We start from the raw sequence: 15,976 nt of genomic DNA on the forward strand, positions 1-15,976 counted from the left end.
CGGTTGGCGATGGGGTGTCGGGTCGATGGCAGGGATTTTTATGACGGCTGGGTTGTGCAGGCGCGCTTTGCTGGCGATGAGCGCAGTTGTGCTGGTGGCGATTCCGCATGTCGGTCATGCGGACAGCGCGGCGGTTGCGCCGATTCGACAGCTCGTGCAGGGGCTGCTTCGGGTGATGAAGGCGGGGCGCGGCACGCCGTTCGCGGAGCGGGTCGAGATGCTGGGTCCGGTGATCGACCAGACCTTCGATCTCGATACGATTCTGAAGACGTCGGTGGGGATTGGCTGGAATACGCTGTCGCAAGATCAGCAGGCGACTTTATTTGCTGCATTCCGGCGCTACACGGTGGCGTCGTACGTCAACGGGTTTGATCAGAATGATCAGCATTTCGAGGTCAACCCCGATACTCGGGTCTCCGGTAACGATCAGGTTGTTCGGGTGCGGATCGTGCATGATTCCGGGGATCGGGATGAGCTGGATCATGTGATGCGCCAGGGTCCGAAGGGTTGGCGCGTGGTCGACATCCTGGCTGACGGCGTGATCAGCCGGGTTGCGGTGCAGCGTTCGGATTTTCGGCAATTGTTGAGCCGGGGGGGCGCCGCGGCGCTGGCTCAAAGCCTTGAGAGCAAGTCGGCTGATCTGGCGACCGGGTGACGCGGTATCCTTCGGCATGTTGGGGTGGCGTGCCGGTTTCGGGGATGGGACTCGGTTGCCAGGTCGGGCGGATGGTTGAGGCGGGTGTGGTGGGCCGCGTTTGGCGGATCTTGTTGTGATTTTCCGCTGATCATAGGCCGCGAAACGGGGTGTTGAGGCGCACGATGGTGAGGTTGAGGAAGGCGGCAAACGAGACCCAGGCCAGGTAGGGCAGCAGCAGCAGGCTGGCGGTGCGTGAGATCGGTGCCAGCAGCACGATCGGCAGCAGGATGGAGAGCCAGAGCAGCGGCACCTCCCATAATGCCCAGTCGGGCCGGCGCAGCTTGAAGAACAGTGGGCTCCAGCCGAGGTTGGCCAAGCCGTTGAGCACGAACAGGGCAACCACGAGTACGCGGCTGGCGCGATCCGGGGCGGCGCGCCAGGCCAGTAGGGCGGAGACCGAAGCCAGCCCCAGGATCAAGGTCCAGGCCGGACCGAACAGCCAGTCGGGCGGTTGCCAGGTCGGTTTGCGCAAGGCGCGGTACCAGGGGGACAGTTCGGTCAGAAAGGCGCCAAATCCGGCAACGACGATCCCCCAGGCGGCAGCGACGATAATCTGGAAGGTCACGCAGAGACCAGACCCAGCAGATGCGCGAGGTCCTTGAAGAAAATCTTGACGTGTGCGGTTGGGCTGGTGCGGGTCAGGCGCTTGTTCATGTAGGAGTCCCAGGTCAGGCGTTGCACGTCGGGGTCCTGGCACATGCTGACGAATCGCTCGCGCCGCTTGTCGCTGGAATACCAGAACCACTGCATCATGCGCAGGATCCAGAACACCCGGCCGTGCTGGCGCATGAAGCGGCGGCGCGCGGTGCGCAGCGCGGCTGGGTTGCCGTCGGCGAGAAATTTGTCGGCTGCTTCGCCGGCCAGGCGTCCACCGTCCATGGCGTAGTAGATGCCCTCACCGGACGCCGGTGCAACCACCCCGGCGGCGTCGCCGGCGACCATGACGTCGCGGCCGTTGTCCCAGCGGCGCATCGGGTGCAGCGGGATCGGGGCGCCTTCGCGGCGGATCGTTTCGGCGCTGGCGAGGCCGGCGGCCTGGCGCAGGTCGGTGACCGAGCGGCGCAGCGAGAAGCCTTTGTGCATCGAGCCGCTGCCGACGCTGGCGGTTTCGCCGTGCGGGAACACCCAGCCGTAGAAATCGGGTGACAGGCGGCCCTGGTAGTAGACGTCGCAGCGGGTGGCGTCGAAGCCTTCGGGCGGAACGCGGAGGATCTCGTGGTAGGCGAAGACGTGGGGGATCTTGGCGGCGCCGGGGATGCACTGCGCGGCGACTGTGGATTTGGCGCCGTCGGCGCCGATGACGAGGCGGGCGCGGACCGAGGTTTCGGGGCCTTGCTTGGGCTGGAAGTGGACGCGCGCGGTGCCGTCAGGGTCGCGCGAGATGGTGTCGAACTTGCCGCTTTGTCGAGTGGCGCCGTTGGCGGCGGCGCGGTCGCGCAGCCATTCGTCGAAGGTTTCGCGATCGACCATGCCAACGAAGCCATTGGCGATCGGCATGTCCACGGCGCGGTCGGAGGGGGCGATCATGCGGGCCGAGGTGATGCGGGCGGCGAGCAGGTGATCGGGGATGCCGAAATCCTGGATCAGCCTGGGCGGGATGGCGCCGCCGCAGGGCTTGATGCGGCCGGCGCGGTCGAGCAGCAGGACGGAGCGGCCTTTGCGGGCGAGTTCGTTGGCGGCGGTGGCGCCGCACGGGCCGCCGCCGACGACCACGGCATCGTAGGTTTCGATCATGTTGGCATCCTCAGTGCGAAGGCGGTGACCAGCATTCCGATGACGTAGAGCGTGGTGCCGGTGGCGTTGTACCAGGGGGCGTTGGCCCTGGGTGCGGCCATCAGGCGGACCATCAGCAGCAACTGCGCCATCAGCAGCAGCGAGACGACGAAGGCGGAGGTGACGAAGCCCCAGCCCAGCAGCAGGGCGATCACGGCGACTTGCGGCAGGGCCATGGCGATGCAGGCGGCCCCGGCCGCGCGTTCGGTGCCCAGCAGGACGGGCAGCGAGGCGATGCCGGTCTGGCGGTCGCCGTCGATCGACTTGAAATCGTTCAGCGTCATGATGCCGTGGGCGCCGGCGCTGTAGAGCGCGGCGATGGCGAAGATTTGCCACTCGGGCCGGGTGGCGGTCATGACCGCGGCGCCGGTGATCCAGGGCAGGCCTTCATAGCAGGCGGCGCAGGCGGTGTTGCCCCACCAGCCATTTTGCTTCAACCGCAGCGGTGGCGCGCTGTAGGCCCAGGCCAAGGCGAGGCCGACCACCGCGGCGCCGAAGCCCCAGCGGCCGAGCGGGGCGGCGACCAGCAGCGACAGCACGGTCCAGGCGATAGCGATCAGCAGGCCGCTTCGTCCCGGCAGGCGGCCCGATGGGATCGGGCGGTCGGGTTCATTGATTGCATCGACGTGGCGGTCGAACCAGTCGTTCACCGCCTGGCTGGTGCCGCAGACCATCGGGCCGGCCAGGATGACGCCGAGGATCACCGCCCACCAGCGGTCCAGCAGCGGCACGCCGGAGGAGACCACGCCGCAGCCGAACGCCCACATTGGGGCGAACCAGGTGATCGGTTTCAGCAGTTCGAGCATTGCGGGCATGCGGCGCGCGGGGTTTGCGTCTGTCGCGACGTGGTTGGCGGCGATGGGGTTGTTGGCGATGGGGTTGGTGGGTGCGACGAGCGGCCCGGCGATGCCGGGCCATGATGAGGTTGGGGCTGTATCCACGGTGTTGGGTCCTTCAATCCGCACCCGCGGCCTCGGGGTCACCGAGACCGTAGCGACGCAGTTTCACGTAGAGGCTTTGGCGGCTGAGACCGAGCATCTCGGCGGCCGAGGCGCGGTTGTCGCCGGTCAGGTTGAGGGCGGATTCGATACATAGCCGCTCGATCACGTCGGTGGCCTCGCGCACCAGGTCCTTGAGCGCGACGCGGCCGATCAGTTCGGTGAGGTGGTCGAGCGATCTGGGCATGGCGCGTTCGACTTGCGGGGTGCGGTGCAGCCGGCGGCCGACGTCGCGGATGGCGAATCCAAAGCATGGCTGGCCGCCGTTCATGACGGTGACGGCGGAGACCTCGACGTCGGCGGGTTCGCCGAGCTCGCCGCGCAGCAGGCTGGCGAACAGACGTACCGAGCCGTGTTGGCGCATGTTGGCGATCAGGATATCCAGATCGACACCGGAACGGCCGAGCCAACGGCCGAGCGGCTGGCCGCGGGCCTGTTCCTCGGTGGGTAGTTGAGCGAGTTCGAGGAAGGTGGCGTTGGCGGTGATGATGCGGCCATCGACGCCGGTGACTACGAAGCCGTCGGGCGCACTTTCCATCAGCTTGAGCAGCTTGGCCTTCAGTTTCGGCAGCACGCCGGAGGCGGGTTCGCCGGCGGGCTGGGCGATGCGCAGCAGGCAGGCGACGCCGGCCTCGTCGCGGAACAGGGAGGCGCTGACCACGACTTCGCGGTCGTCCTGCAGCAGCCGCGCGTGTACGTCGTCGGCTCGACCGGAGGCGCGCACGCCGGCGAGCAGCAGTTCGACGCCTTGCGCGGTATTTGGGGTGAAGCCGTTGGCCAGCGGCCAGGGGGCGCCGGGTTCGGCGGCGTGGGCGAACAGGCGGCGGGCGGTGGGGTTGCTGTCGAGCACCTTGTGGGTGGCGTTGTCGACGATCAGCACGGCGTCGGTCGCCATCTGGAACAACAGCCGGTAGCGGGTTTCGATGTAGCGGATGCGGATGTAGTCGCGCTCCATCGACTGCTGGGCATCGACCAGGCGGCGCTGCAGCGCGGAGACGGCGCGCAGGTCGCGGCCGAAGGCGACGATGCGTTCGGCGGTTCCGGTGCGGATCGCGGCGTAGAGGATGGGTACGTCGGGGCCGCTGGCGGCGGGGTGGTTGAGGTGGCGCCAGCGCGGCTGCTGTCGGGAAGACGCGCCGGCGATCAGCATTTCGACTTTCTGGCGGCTGTCTTCGGTGACGGTGCTGATCCAGGGCTTGCCCAGCCAGTTGGTATGGCCGGCGAGGTCGTCCATCAGGTCCTCGGCGGCGATCGAGACGTCGCGGATGGTGCCGCTGGCGTCGAGGATCAAAGCGATGTCGGCGGCCGCGGTGATCAGCGCCGCCGCGGCTTCCGCATCGATATCACCCAGGGCTGTTTTTGGGGCCTTGAATGCCTTCACGGTTAGCGGAACCCTCCGTTCTGAACACCGGGCCCTGGTTTGTCGGTCAGTCGGCGGCGGCTTGCATCGCCAGCAAGCCTCTCGCCTGGCGGACGGCGGCGGGAGCGTCGACCGCTGTAGCATCAGCGCCGATCCGGGCCACCAGGTCGGGACGTTCAAGCAGCAGCGGTCCGCCAACCAGCACCGCCAGATAGGGGTTGCGGGATGCCTTGCGCATCGCGCTGATGCAGGTTGTCAGTTGATCGAGGCGCTGCATCGAGCCGATCGAGAAGCCGACGACATCGGTCCATGCGCCGCGCACCAACCTGGGGGCGTCGTAGCCGGTGGAGACCGGGCCGCCGGCGACGTTCCAGCCCTCGCGGCGAAAGAACTCGGCGAGGATGACAAGGCCGATGGTGTGTTGTTCGCCGGGCGCGGGCAGCAGCAGGACGGTATCGGCGTGGGCGGACTGGCCGACGGCGGCGGCCTGGAAGTCGGGCGAGAGCTTGCGCACGATGTGCTGCAGGCGGCCGAGGCAGATGGTGACCTGGGTGAAGTCGCAGCGGTCCTGTTGCCAGAGCTCGCCCAGCAGGCGGGCGGCGCGGGTGATGATGCCGAGATAGAGCGTGGCGGCGGTGGCGCCGTTGGCGTGCAGGCGTTCGATGTAGGCCCAAGGCGCGCCGTCATCAGGGCCGATCAGCCGGTGCACCAGTTCGGTGGTGTCATCCAAAGTTGTCGGCGGTTCGCTGGTGCGCGCGGCGGCTGACCGGGCGCGAGCGAGACGCGGCAGGATTTCGGTCTCGACGATCTTTTCCAGCAGTGCGGAGCGGCGGTTTGGCGCCAGTGATCCGAGATTTTCGCGAGTATAGTGTTTTGGGGTGCCGTGGTCCGAGGCCGGGCCTGACGATTGGCCAGGCGATTTTTGGCGCGGCTGCTTCGAGCCGGGCCATTCGGATGAGTTGGCGACATGTTCCACACAGCTCATGCTCTGTCTCCCCGTTTTAGTTCATCGCGGCGCGCCCTGATTGTCAAGCACGGTTTACGTACGGGGCGCTTGACAGTTTGCTTCGACGCGCTCTAGCCTTCCAACACGTGCTGCATCTTGCGCAGGGAGGGCGAGGTGAAAAATCCCATTGCTATTCCACGATGTGCCGTTCGAACACCAAGCAATTTGCGGTCAATGGATGGGGCAGGCGAGGCGGCTGGCGATTGGTCGCCGGCCGGCGTCAAAGCCCACCAATCCTTCGCTTTGTTGTCAATCCATGTTTACGCTTGATCTGCTCAATCGGGCCATTGGCGGGGCCGACTGTTGCCCGTGGGGCGCAGCCGCGGGTCGGCGGCTGCACCAGTGCAGCCCACTGCGGGGGCGGCCGCTGTACACCGCCGATGAGCGGCGGCGGCGCGACGAGTCGCGGTGGACCATGGTGCAGGGCGTGCTGGCGCCGCTGCAGTTCGCGGTCTTTGTGGTCAGTGTGAGTTTGGTGCTGCGCTATTTGGCGACGGGCAGCGGGCTGGGGGTGGCTACGGCGTCGATCGTGGTGAAGACGGTGGTGCTGTATGTCATCATGGTGACGGGTTCGATCTGGGAGCGTGACGTGTTCGGGCGCTACCTGTTTGCTCCGGCGTTCTTCTGGGAAGACGTCGTCAGCATGTTGGTGCTGGCGCTGCACACTACGTATCTGATCGCGTTGTTTTCCGGTGCGGTCGATGCCGAACGGCAGATGTGGTTGGCGCTGGCGGCTTATGCGTCGTACGTGATCAATGCCACTCAGTTCGTGCTGAAGCTGCGGGCGGCGCGCCAGCAGGAGCATCTTTGGACGGCGGGCGCCGCGCTCGGTCAGCCTTCGTGAACGGTGCCCCAGCCAGTGCGATCACGGGTGAACGGGCGGTGTTGCGCGAGCGTGGCCAGCGCGAGGTGTTCTGTGGCCTGACCGGGATCATCTGGCTGCATCGCAAGATCCAGGATGCGTTTTTCCTGGTGGTGGGATCGCGCACCTGCGCGCACCTGATCCAGTCCGCGGCCGGGGTGATGATCTTCGCCGAACCGCGCTTCGCCACGGCGATCATCGATGAGCGTGACCTGGCGGGGCTGGCGGATGCCAACGACGAGCTGGATGAGGTGGTGACGCAACTGCTGCGGCGGCGTCCCGATATCAAGTTGTTGTTCCTGGTCGGGTCTTGTCCGTCGGAAGTCATCAAGCTGGACCTGTCGCGCGCGGCGCTGCGGCTGGGGCGGCAGTTCGGGCCGGATGTGCGGGTGCTGAACTACTCGGGCAGCGGGATCGAAACGACATTCACGCAAGGCGAGGATGCTTGCCTGGCATCGCTGGTGCCGGTGTTGCCGGCGGGCGGGGCGGGCGAGTTGCTGGTGGTGGGTGCGTTGGCGGACGTGGTGGAGGACCAGTTCGCGCGGCTGTTCGCGGCGATGGGAATCGAGCGGGTGCGGTTCCTGCCGCCTCGTCGGGCCGGGGCGTTGCCGGCGGTGGGGCCGGGCACGCGTTTTTTGCTGGCGCAGCCGTTCCTGGCGGAGACCGCGCGGGCGCTGGAGGAGCGTGGCGCTGAACGAATCGCGGCGCCGTTTCCGCTGGGGGTCGAGGGCACCACGGCGTGGCTGTGGGCGGCGGCCTGCGCGTTTGGGGTGGATGCTTCGACGTTTCGGGTGGCGACTGAATTGGCGCAGGAGCGCGGGCGTCGGGCGGTGGCGCGGTATCGCGGCGAGCTGGCCGGGCGCCGGGTGTTTTTGTTTCCGGACTCGCAACTAGAGATTCCGCTGGCTCGGTTTTTGTGCCGCGAATTGTCGATGCGGGTGCTGGAGGCTGGGACGCCGTATCTGCATCGCCAGCACCTGGCCGAGGAACTGGCGCTGTTGCCGGAAAGCGTGGTGTTGAGCGAAGGCCAGGATGTCGAGCGGCAACTGGATCGCTGCCGCGCGGGCCGGCCTGACCTGGTGGTGTGCGGCTTGGGATTGGCGAATCCGCTGGAGGCGGAGGGTCTGACCACGAAATGGTCGATCGAGCTGCTGTTCAGCCCAGTACAGGGCTACGACCAGGCCGGCGAGCTGGCCGAACTGTTCGCGCGACCGCTGGTGCGGCGCACACGGCTGGCGGTGTAGCGCGATGAAGCTGACGCTGTGGACATATGAAGGTCCGCCTCATGTCGGGGCGATGCGGGTGGCGACGGCGATGGAGGGGCTGCACTACGTGCTGCACGCGCCGCAGGGCGATACTTACGCCGACCTGCTGTTTACCATGATCGAGCGGAAACCGAAACGGCCTCCGGTGACCTATACGACGTTCCAGGCGCGCGATCTTGGCGGCGACACGGCGGAGTTGTTCAAGAACGCGGCGCGCGAGGCGTATGAGCGGTTCAAGCCCGCGGCGTTGCTGGTGGGGGCATCGTGCACCGCCGAACTGATCCAGGACGATCCGGGCGGATTGGCCCGGGCGCTGGGGTTGCCGATCCCGGTGGTGGCGGTCGAGTTGCCGGCCTATCAGAAGAAGGAAAATTGGGGCGCGGCGGAGACTTTCTATCAGTTGGTGCGGGCGTTCGCGGTGCGTCGCGAACCGAGCGCGAAGGCGCGGTGCAATATACTGGGGCCGACGGCGCTGGGGTTTCGGCATCGTGACGACGTGGCCGAGGTTGTTGCTTTGCTGAAGCGGCTCGGCGTCGCGGTCAACGTGATCGCGCCGCTGGGAGCCGAACCGGCTGACCTGGCGCGGCTGGGCGATGCTGCGTTCAATATCGTGCTGTATCCGGAGACTGGATTGCAGGCGGCGTCCTGGCTGTCGCGTCAGTTCGGTCAGCCGATGGTGAAGACGGTGCCGATCGGGGTTGGGGCGACTCGGGATTTCGTTGCGGAGGTGGCGGCGTTGGCCGGGGTCGAGCCGTTGCCGGTCGAGTCGCGGCTGCCCTGGTATTCGCGTTCGGTGGATTCGACCTATCTGACCGGCAAGCGCGTGTTCATTTTCGGCGACGCGACCCACGCCATCGCGGCGGCTCGGATTGCGTCCGAGGAGCTTGGATTCACGGTGGTGGGGTTGGGGTCGTACACGCGGGAATTCGCGCGCGAGGTTCGTGCGGCGGCAAGTCGTTACGACCTCGAGGCTTTGATCACGGACGACTATCTGGAGGTCGAGGCGCGGATCAGCGAGTTGCAGCCGGAATTGGTGTTGGGCACGCAGATGGAGCGGCACATTGCCAAGCGGCTGGGCATTCCGTGCGCGGTGATCTCGGCGCCGGTGCATGTGCAGGACTTCCCGGCGCGGTATTCGCCGCAGATGGGTTTCGAAGGCGCGAACGTCATTTTCGATACCTGGGTGCATCCGCTGATGATGGGCCTGGAGGAACATCTGCTGGGCATGTTCCGGGACGATGTGGAGTTCCATGACGACGCCGGTGCGTCGCATCTGGGTGGCGCGGCGCCGCCCGATGTCTTGAGTCCGGCATGGGACGGCGCGGCGGAGGCGGAGTTGAAGAAGATTCCGTTTTTTGTCCGCGGCAAGGCTCGCCGCAATACGGAACGTTTTGCCGCCGATCGTGGCTTGACCGGTATCACCTTGGAAACGCTGTACGATGCGAAAGCCCACTACGGCCGCTGACCGCACTCCGATACGGGTTGTCGTGGTGACGATGGATAGTCACCTGGGCGGCGCGTTGACCAGGGCCGAGGGGGTGTTGCGGCGGGAGTTGCCGAAGCTGGAAGTGACGATGCACGCGGCCGACGAATGGGGCGGCAACCCCGGCGCCTTGGCGGCGTGCCATGCCGATATCGGGCGGGCGGATATCGTTATCGCAACGATGCTGTTTATGGAGGATCATATCCGCGCGGTGCTGCCGGCGCTGGCGGCGCGGCGGGATCATTGCGACGCGATGATCTGCATGCTGTCGGCCGGCGAGGTGGTTCGGCTGACGCGGGTCGGCAAATTCAACATGTCGGCCGAGGCGACCGGGGCGATCGCGTGGCTTAAGCGGATGCGCGGCAAGGGCGGCAGCGGATCGAACGCGCGCGGGCAGATGAAGATGCTGCGCCAGATCCCCAGGCTGCTGAAATTCGTTCCGGGCACGGCGCAGGATGTGCGGGCGTATTTCATGACCCTGCAGTATTGGCTGGCGGGGTCCGAGGAAAACCTTGGCGGTATGGTGCGGCTGCTGGTGGGTCGTTACGCGGCCGGCGATCGGGCGCACTTGGCCGGGTCTCTGCGGGTGGTCCCTCCGGTCGAGTATCCCGAGGTTGGACTGTATCACCCGGGGGTTCCGGGTCGCATCGTCGAGCGGCTGGATCAGCTTCCGGCTTCGGGGTCCGGCGGACGGGTCGGGGTGTTGCTGCTGCGCTCCTATGCGCTGTCCAGCAACGCGGCGCATTATGATGGGGTGATCGCGGCGCTGGAGGCGAAGGGGCTGCAAGTGGTCCCGGCGTTCGCCAGCGGACTGGATCAGCGCGAGGCGGTGACGCGCTATTTCATGCGCAACGGTCGGGTGAGCGTGGATGCGGTGGTCTCGTTGACCGGGTTCAGCCTGGTCGGCGGGCCTGCGTACAACGATGCGCGCGCGGCCGAGGACGTGCTGGCGGGGCTGGATGTGCCTTATATCGCGGCGCATCCGGTCGAGTTCCAGACCTTGGAACAGTGGAAGGATGACGCGCGCGGGCTGCTGCCGGTGGAAGCCACCATGATGGTGGCGATTCCGGAGCTTGACGGTGCGATCTGTCCGATGACGTTCGGCGGCCGGTCGGCCTCGGCGGGTGAGGCGAAGCGGCGCGATATGGTGGCGCACCCGGAACGGACTGCCATGCTGGCGGCCAGGGTTGCGCGGCTGGTGGAATTGCGCCGCAAGGTTCGCGCGGAGCGGAGGATCGCGATCGTGCTGTTCAATTTTCCGCCCAACGCTGGGACGGTTGGAACGGCGGCTTATCTTTCGGTGTTCGCGTCGCTGTTGAACACGTTGCGCGGGATGCGGGACGCCGGCTACGAGGTCGAGGTTCCCGGAAGCGTCGATGCGCTGCGCGATCGGTTGCTGCAGGGCAATGCATCCTTGTTCGGCGCCAACGCCAATGTGGCGGCGCGGATGAGTGCTGATGATCACGTGCGGCGGCAGCGCTGGCTGGGCGAGATCGAGGCGCAGTGGGGTCCGGCGCCGGGGCGGTTGCAGACCGACGGCGCGTCGTTGTTCGTGCTGGGCTCGCAGTTCGGCAACGTGTTCGTGGGCATTCAGCCGGCCTTCGGTTACGAGGGCGATCCGATGCGGCTGCTGTTCGAGCAGGGGTTCGCGCCGACGCATGCGTTTTGCGCATTCTATCGCTGGATCAATCAGGAGTTTGGCGCCGATGCGGTGCTGCATTTCGGCACGCATGGTGCGCTGGAGTTCATGCCTGGCAAGCAGGCCGGGATGTCGGGTGATTGCTGGCCGGACCGGTTGATCGGCGATCTGCCGAATTTCTATCTGTATGCCTCGAACAACCCATCGGAAGGGATGATCGCGAAACGGCGCGCCGGGGCATCGTTGATCAGTTACCTGACTCCGCCGGTGGCTCATGCCGGGTTGTATCGCGGGTTGCTGGATCTGAAGGCGTCGCTGGATCGCTGGCGCGCGCTGCCGCCGGATGCCGATGATGGGCAGCGCGAGTCGTTGACGGCGCTGATCGAGAGCCAGGCCGAGGCAGTGGATCTGGCGGCGCGGGACCCCGAGCGGCTGGCGGCGGATTTGTTGGAGTTGGAATATACGCTGATCCCGCATGGTCTGCATGTGGTGGGCGAGGGGCTGAACGAGGATCAGCGGCGCTCGATGCTGGATGCCGCCGGGGTGAGCGATGCCGGCGAGCGCGCTCGGTTGGATGGGCTGCTGGCGGTGGACCATGAGGTTCCGTCGCTGATCCATGCGTTGGACGGTGGCTATATTCGTCCGGCGCCGGGGGGCGATTTGCTGCGCACGACTGAGGTGCTGCCGACCGGGCGAAATCTGCACGGGTTCGATCCGTTCCGGATTCCCAGCGCATTCGCGGTGCGCGATGGTGTCAGGCAGGCGGATCGTCTGCTGGAGCGGCACCGGGTGGACAGCGGGTCGTTGCCGCAGACGGTGGCGATGGTGCTTTGGGGCACCGATAATTTGAAGACCGAGGGGGGGCCGATCGCGCAGGCGCTGTGGCTGGTGGGCGCCGAACCGCGCTGTGACAGTTATGGCCGGGTGTGCGGTGCCAGCTTGATTCCGCTGGAGGTCCTGGGTCGGCCTCGTATCGATATTGTGGTGACACTTTCAGGGATTTTCCGCGACCTGCTGCCGTTGCAGACGAAACTTCTTGCCGAGGCAGCGTTGTTGGCGGCGACTGCCGAGGAGCCGATCGAGCAGAATTTCGTGCGCGCTCATGCGCTGGCGTTTCAAGCCGAGCATGGGGGAACGATTGAGGACGCGGCGTTGCGGGTGTTCGGCAATGCGGACGGTGCGTATGGGGCAAACGTCAACCAGTTGATCGGCAGCGGGACCTGGGAGGATGAGGGTCAGTTGGCCGATGCGTATCTGAAGCGCAAGGGCTTTGCTTACGGGGCTTCGGGTCGGCCGCAGCGGCATGACGCGGTGCTGTCGCACGCGCTGGCTCGGGTTGATATTACTTATCAGAACCTGGATTCGCTGGAACTGGGTGTTACCACGGTCGATCATTACTTCGATACGCTTGGCGGCATCAGTCGGGCGGTGCGGCGGGCGCGCGGTGGTCAGGCGTCGGCGGTGTATATCGGCGACCAGACGCGGGGTGACGGCACGGTGCGGACGATTTCCGAGCAGGTGGCGCTGGAAACCCGCACGCGGGCGCTGAATCCGAAATGGTACGAAGCTTTGCTGGCGCACGGCTACGAGGGAGTCCGCGAGATCGAAGCGCATGTGACCAACACCTTCGGCTGGTCGGCGACGACGGGCGAGGTTCAGCCCTGGGTTTACGAGAAATTGTCGGAGACATTCGTTTTGGATCCGGAGATGCGGCAGCGGCTGGCGGCGCTGAATCCGACGGCGTCGGCGAAGATCGCCAATCGGCTGATCGAAGCGCACGAGCGCAACTATTGGACGCCGGGCGAGGCGATCCGGGAAGCGCTTCAGCGCGCGGGCGAGGAACTCGAGGACCGGCTCGAAGGGATTGGATTGGAGGCAGCGGCATGACGGTGATCAGGCGAATTCCGGGTCGCGGCGACGGCGAGGGCAGTGTGCAGGTGCAGATGGCGCCCGACGTTCAGATCGGCAACGCACAGGTGTTCGCGGTGTATGGCAAGGGCGGCATCGGCAAGAGCACGACGTCGTCGAATTTGTCGGTGGCGTTTTCGAAACTTGGCAAGCGGGTGCTGCAGATCGGGTGCGATCCGAAGCACGATTCGACGTTCACTTTGACCAAGCGGCTGGTGCCGACGGTGATCGATATCCTGGAGAGCGTGAACTTTCATTCGGAAGAATTGCGCGTCGAGGACTTCGTCTACGAAGGCTACAACGGTGTCATGTGCATTGAGGCGGGCGGACCGCCGGCCGGCACCGGTTGCGGCGGATACGTTGTCGGGCAGACGGTGAAGCTGCTGAAGGAGCACCATCTGCTGGAAGACACCGATGTGGTGATCTTCGACGTTCTGGGTGACGTGGTGTGCGGCGGCTTCGCCTCGCCGTTGCAGCACGCCGGGCGGGCGCTGATCGTGGCGGCGAATGATTTCGACTCGATCTTCGCGATGAACCGGATCGTTGCGGCTATTCAGGCCAAGGCGCGCAACTACGAGGTTCGGTTGGGCGGGGTGATCGCCAATAGAAGTGCCGCAACCGATCAGATCGACAAGTTCAACGCGCAGACCGGGTTGAAGACGCTGGCGCATTTTCCGGATTTGGACGTGATCCGCCGGTCGCGGCTGAAGAAATCGACGTTGTTCGAAATGGAAGCAACGCCGGAAATTGCGGCGGTGCAGAACGAATACCTTCGGTTGGCGGCGACACTGCTGGCTGGAACTGAGGCGTTGGAGACCCGGCCGCTGAAGGATCGGGACATATTCGACTTGTTGGGATTTGACTGATGCCGACGCTGACTTACGCGGCACGCCGCGGGGAGTTGCTGCAGTACTTCGATCGCACCGCGGTCGAGGCGTGGAAGCGGCTGACCTCGGATGCGCCGGTGAACAGCATCCGGGCGACGGTGCGTGCCGGGCGGGACGACATGCGGCGAACGCTTCTGGGCTGGCTTCCCGATGACCTTCATGGCGTGCGGCTGCTGGATGCCGGGTGCGGCACGGGGGCCTTGGCGGTGGAGGCGGCGCGGCGCGGCGCCAAGGTGGTGGCGATCGATCTTTCGCCTTCGCTGATCGAACTGGGTCGGGAGCGGTTGCCGGGTGACCTCGACATCGACTTTCGTGTTGGCGACATGCTGGATCCCGAGCTGGGTCGTTTCGATTACGTTGTGGCGATGGACTCGCTGATTCACTATCGGCCGCGTGACACTGTTCGGGTGCTGGAGGGGTTGTGTCAGCGTAGCGATCGGGGGGTGCTGTTCACCTTCGCGCCGCGGACTGCGGCGCTGAGCGTGATGCATGCGGTGGGGCGGCTGTTTCCCAGGAGTGACCGCGCCCCGGCGATCGAGCCGGTTCGGCCGCGCATCATCGAGCGTCTGATCGGCGAGGCGGTTCCGGGCTGGGGTGCGCGGGGGATGCATCGGGTGGCGCGCGGATTCTACATTTCTCAAGCCATGGAGCTGGTCCGCCGGTGAGTGCGATCGGAACAAAATTTGCTCGTGGGTGGACGCATCTGGGCACGCGGTTCCTGCCGTTCGCCGATGCGGCGACGCCGGAACTGCCGCTGGGACGCCTGCTGCGTTTGTCGCTGTTCCAGGTATCGGTGGGACTGGCGGTGGTGCTGCTGATCGGCACGCTGAATCGGGTGATGATCGTTGAGCTTGGCGTGCCGGCTTGGCTGGTGGCGGTGATGATTTCGCTGCCGTTGGTGTTTGCTCCATTCCGAGCGCTGGTGGGGTTTCGGTCGGATACGCATCGGTCGGTGCTGGGGTGGCGGCGGGTGCCGTATATCTGGATGGGCACGCTGATTCAGTTTGGTGGGCTGGCGATCATGCCGTTTGCGCTGATCGTGCTGTCGGGCGACAGCAATGGGCCGCCGATCATCGGCCATCTGGGGGCGGGGCTGGCGTTTTTGCTGGTTGGCGCGGGGCTGCACACGACGCAGACGGTGGGCCTGGCGCTGGCCACCGACCTGGCGCCGCCGGAGTCGCATCCGCGGGTCGTTGCGCTACTGTGCATGATGCTGCTGCTTGGCATGGTGGGCGGGGCGCTGACCTATGGTGCGCTGCTGGCTCATTTCACCGAGATAAAGTTGATCCAGGTGGTGCAGGGGACCGCGTTGGTGACGATGATCCTGAACGTCTGTGCCTTGTGGAAGCAGGAGGCTCGGGATCCGGCGCTGACCGCGCGTGACCGGGTTCAGCCGACGTTCCAGGAGGCCTGGCAGTCGTTCAGTGCGACGCCTTATGCGACCCGACGGCTGGTTGCGCTTGGGACCGGCACGGTGGCGTTCAGCATGCAGGATATTCTGTTGGAGCCGTATGGCGGCCAGGTGCTGCACCTCGCGGTGGGAACGACGACGCTGTTGAGTGCGGTGCTGGCGTTTGGCGGTCTGAGCGGTTTCGGGGTCGCGGCCAGACTGTTGGGACGCGGTGTGGATGCGTATCGTCTGGCGGCGTGTGGTGCGTTGACCGGGCTGGCGGCGTTCAGCCTGGTGGTGTTCGCGGCGCCGCTGAGTTCGATTGTGTTGTTTGCGATGGGGACCGTGCTAATCGGTTTCGGTGCCGGACTGTTCGCGCACTGCACGTTGACCGCGGCGATGGGGACTGCCCGCAGCGGGCAGATCGGGCTGGCGCTGGGGGTTTGGGGCGCGGTGCAGGCGTCGGCTGCCGGCACCGCGGTTGCCGCCGGCGGCCTGATCCGTGACGGCGTGTCGATCCTGGCCAGCAACGGTGTGCTGGGGCAGGCGATGAACGATCCGGCGACCGGATATTCGGTAGTCTACCACATCGAAATTTTGCTGTTGTTCACGACCTTGATTGCCATTGGTCCGCTGGTACGGCGGCCCAGCATGCCAAGCATTGGGCTTGGTGAACTATCGTCCCACTCGCTCAGTCTTCCGAGGTGA

Annotated in this window: 13 protein-coding genes; 8 read left to right on the forward strand and 5 right to left on the reverse strand. The window is 65.9% G+C overall.

The features are described from left to right. Window positions 1-76: 76 nt before the first annotated feature. Window positions 77-655, forward strand: coding sequence for an ABC transporter substrate-binding protein (locus ACQY4T_RS11355; protein WP_428541715.1), 579 nt, complete (start codon window positions 77-79; stop codon window positions 653-655). Between the two features lie 130 nt (window positions 656-785). Here ACQY4T_RS11355 and ACQY4T_RS11360 read toward each other — a convergent pair whose 3' ends face one another. The 5 genes from ACQY4T_RS11360 to ACQY4T_RS11380 are packed head-to-tail and all read right to left on the reverse strand — an operon-like array spanning window position 786 to window position 5,813. Next, window positions 786-1,262: a TspO/MBR family protein gene (locus ACQY4T_RS11360; RefSeq protein WP_428541718.1), complete on the reverse strand. Its 477-nt coding sequence runs from the start codon at window positions 1,260-1,262 to the stop codon at window positions 786-788. Continuing rightward, on the reverse strand, window positions 1,259-2,431 hold the full coding sequence (locus tag ACQY4T_RS11365) for a geranylgeranyl diphosphate reductase (protein ID WP_428541721.1): 1,173 nt from the start codon (window positions 2,429-2,431) through the stop codon (window positions 1,259-1,261). Before ACQY4T_RS11365 ends, ACQY4T_RS11360 begins: the two co-directional genes overlap by 4 nt. Further along, window positions 2,428-3,411 (reverse strand): chlorophyll synthase ChlG, encoded by a 984-nt coding sequence (gene chlG, locus ACQY4T_RS11370; protein ID WP_428541724.1) that lies wholly within the window; start codon window positions 3,409-3,411, stop codon window positions 2,428-2,430. Before chlG ends, ACQY4T_RS11365 begins: the two co-directional genes overlap by 4 nt. Before the next feature lie 13 nt (window positions 3,412-3,424). After that, window positions 3,425-4,849, reverse strand: coding sequence for a transcriptional regulator PpsR (ppsR, locus tag ACQY4T_RS11375; RefSeq protein WP_428541727.1), 1,425 nt, complete (start codon window positions 4,847-4,849; stop codon window positions 3,425-3,427). A 46-nt stretch (window positions 4,850-4,895) separates the two neighbouring features. After that, complete coding sequence (locus ACQY4T_RS11380; protein WP_428541730.1) at window positions 4,896-5,813, reverse strand: cobalamin B12-binding domain-containing protein; 918 nt, start codon at window positions 5,811-5,813, stop codon at window positions 4,896-4,898. Between the two features lie 277 nt (window positions 5,814-6,090). On the opposite strand from ACQY4T_RS11380, the gene bchF reads away from it, so the two are divergent. Genes bchF through ACQY4T_RS11415 form a run of 7 tightly spaced genes read left to right on the forward strand, consistent with a single transcriptional unit; the run spans window position 6,091 to window position 15,976 of the window. Beyond that, window positions 6,091-6,678 (forward strand): 2-vinyl bacteriochlorophyllide hydratase, encoded by a 588-nt coding sequence (bchF, locus tag ACQY4T_RS11385; RefSeq protein ID WP_428541733.1) that lies wholly within the window; start codon window positions 6,091-6,093, stop codon window positions 6,676-6,678. Then, window positions 6,675-7,940 carry a ferredoxin:protochlorophyllide reductase (ATP-dependent) subunit N gene (locus tag ACQY4T_RS11390; protein ID WP_428541736.1) on the forward strand — a complete coding sequence of 422 codons (1,266 nt, stop codon included), beginning with the start codon at window positions 6,675-6,677 and terminating at the stop codon, window positions 7,938-7,940. Before bchF ends, ACQY4T_RS11390 begins: the two co-directional genes overlap by 4 nt. Before the next feature lie 4 nt (window positions 7,941-7,944). Continuing rightward, window positions 7,945-9,426 (forward strand): ferredoxin:protochlorophyllide reductase (ATP-dependent) subunit B, encoded by a 1,482-nt coding sequence (gene bchB, locus ACQY4T_RS11395; RefSeq protein WP_428541739.1) that lies wholly within the window; start codon window positions 7,945-7,947, stop codon window positions 9,424-9,426. Continuing rightward, window positions 9,401-12,970, forward strand: coding sequence for a magnesium chelatase subunit H (locus ACQY4T_RS11400; RefSeq protein WP_428541742.1), 3,570 nt, complete (start codon window positions 9,401-9,403; stop codon window positions 12,968-12,970). The genes bchB and ACQY4T_RS11400 overlap by 26 nt, the downstream gene beginning before the upstream one ends. Further along, the gene (gene bchL, locus ACQY4T_RS11405) at window positions 12,967-13,857 is read left to right on the forward strand and encodes a ferredoxin:protochlorophyllide reductase (ATP-dependent) iron-sulfur ATP-binding protein (RefSeq protein ID WP_428541745.1); all 891 of its coding nucleotides are present in this window, start codon (window positions 12,967-12,969) and stop codon (window positions 13,855-13,857) included. Before ACQY4T_RS11400 ends, bchL begins: the two co-directional genes overlap by 4 nt. Continuing rightward, on the forward strand, window positions 13,857-14,543 hold the full coding sequence (gene bchM / locus ACQY4T_RS11410; RefSeq protein WP_428541748.1) for a magnesium protoporphyrin IX methyltransferase: 687 nt from the start codon (window positions 13,857-13,859) through the stop codon (window positions 14,541-14,543). The genes bchL and bchM overlap by 1 nt, the downstream gene beginning before the upstream one ends. Next, on the forward strand, window positions 14,540-15,976 hold the full coding sequence (locus ACQY4T_RS11415) for a PucC family protein (protein ID WP_428541751.1): 1,437 nt from the start codon (window positions 14,540-14,542) through the stop codon (window positions 15,974-15,976). The genes bchM and ACQY4T_RS11415 overlap by 4 nt, the downstream gene beginning before the upstream one ends.

This window comes from Rhodopila sp. (assembly GCF_965277825.1).
Taxonomy (GTDB): Bacteria; Pseudomonadota; Alphaproteobacteria; order Acetobacterales; family Acetobacteraceae; genus Rhodopila.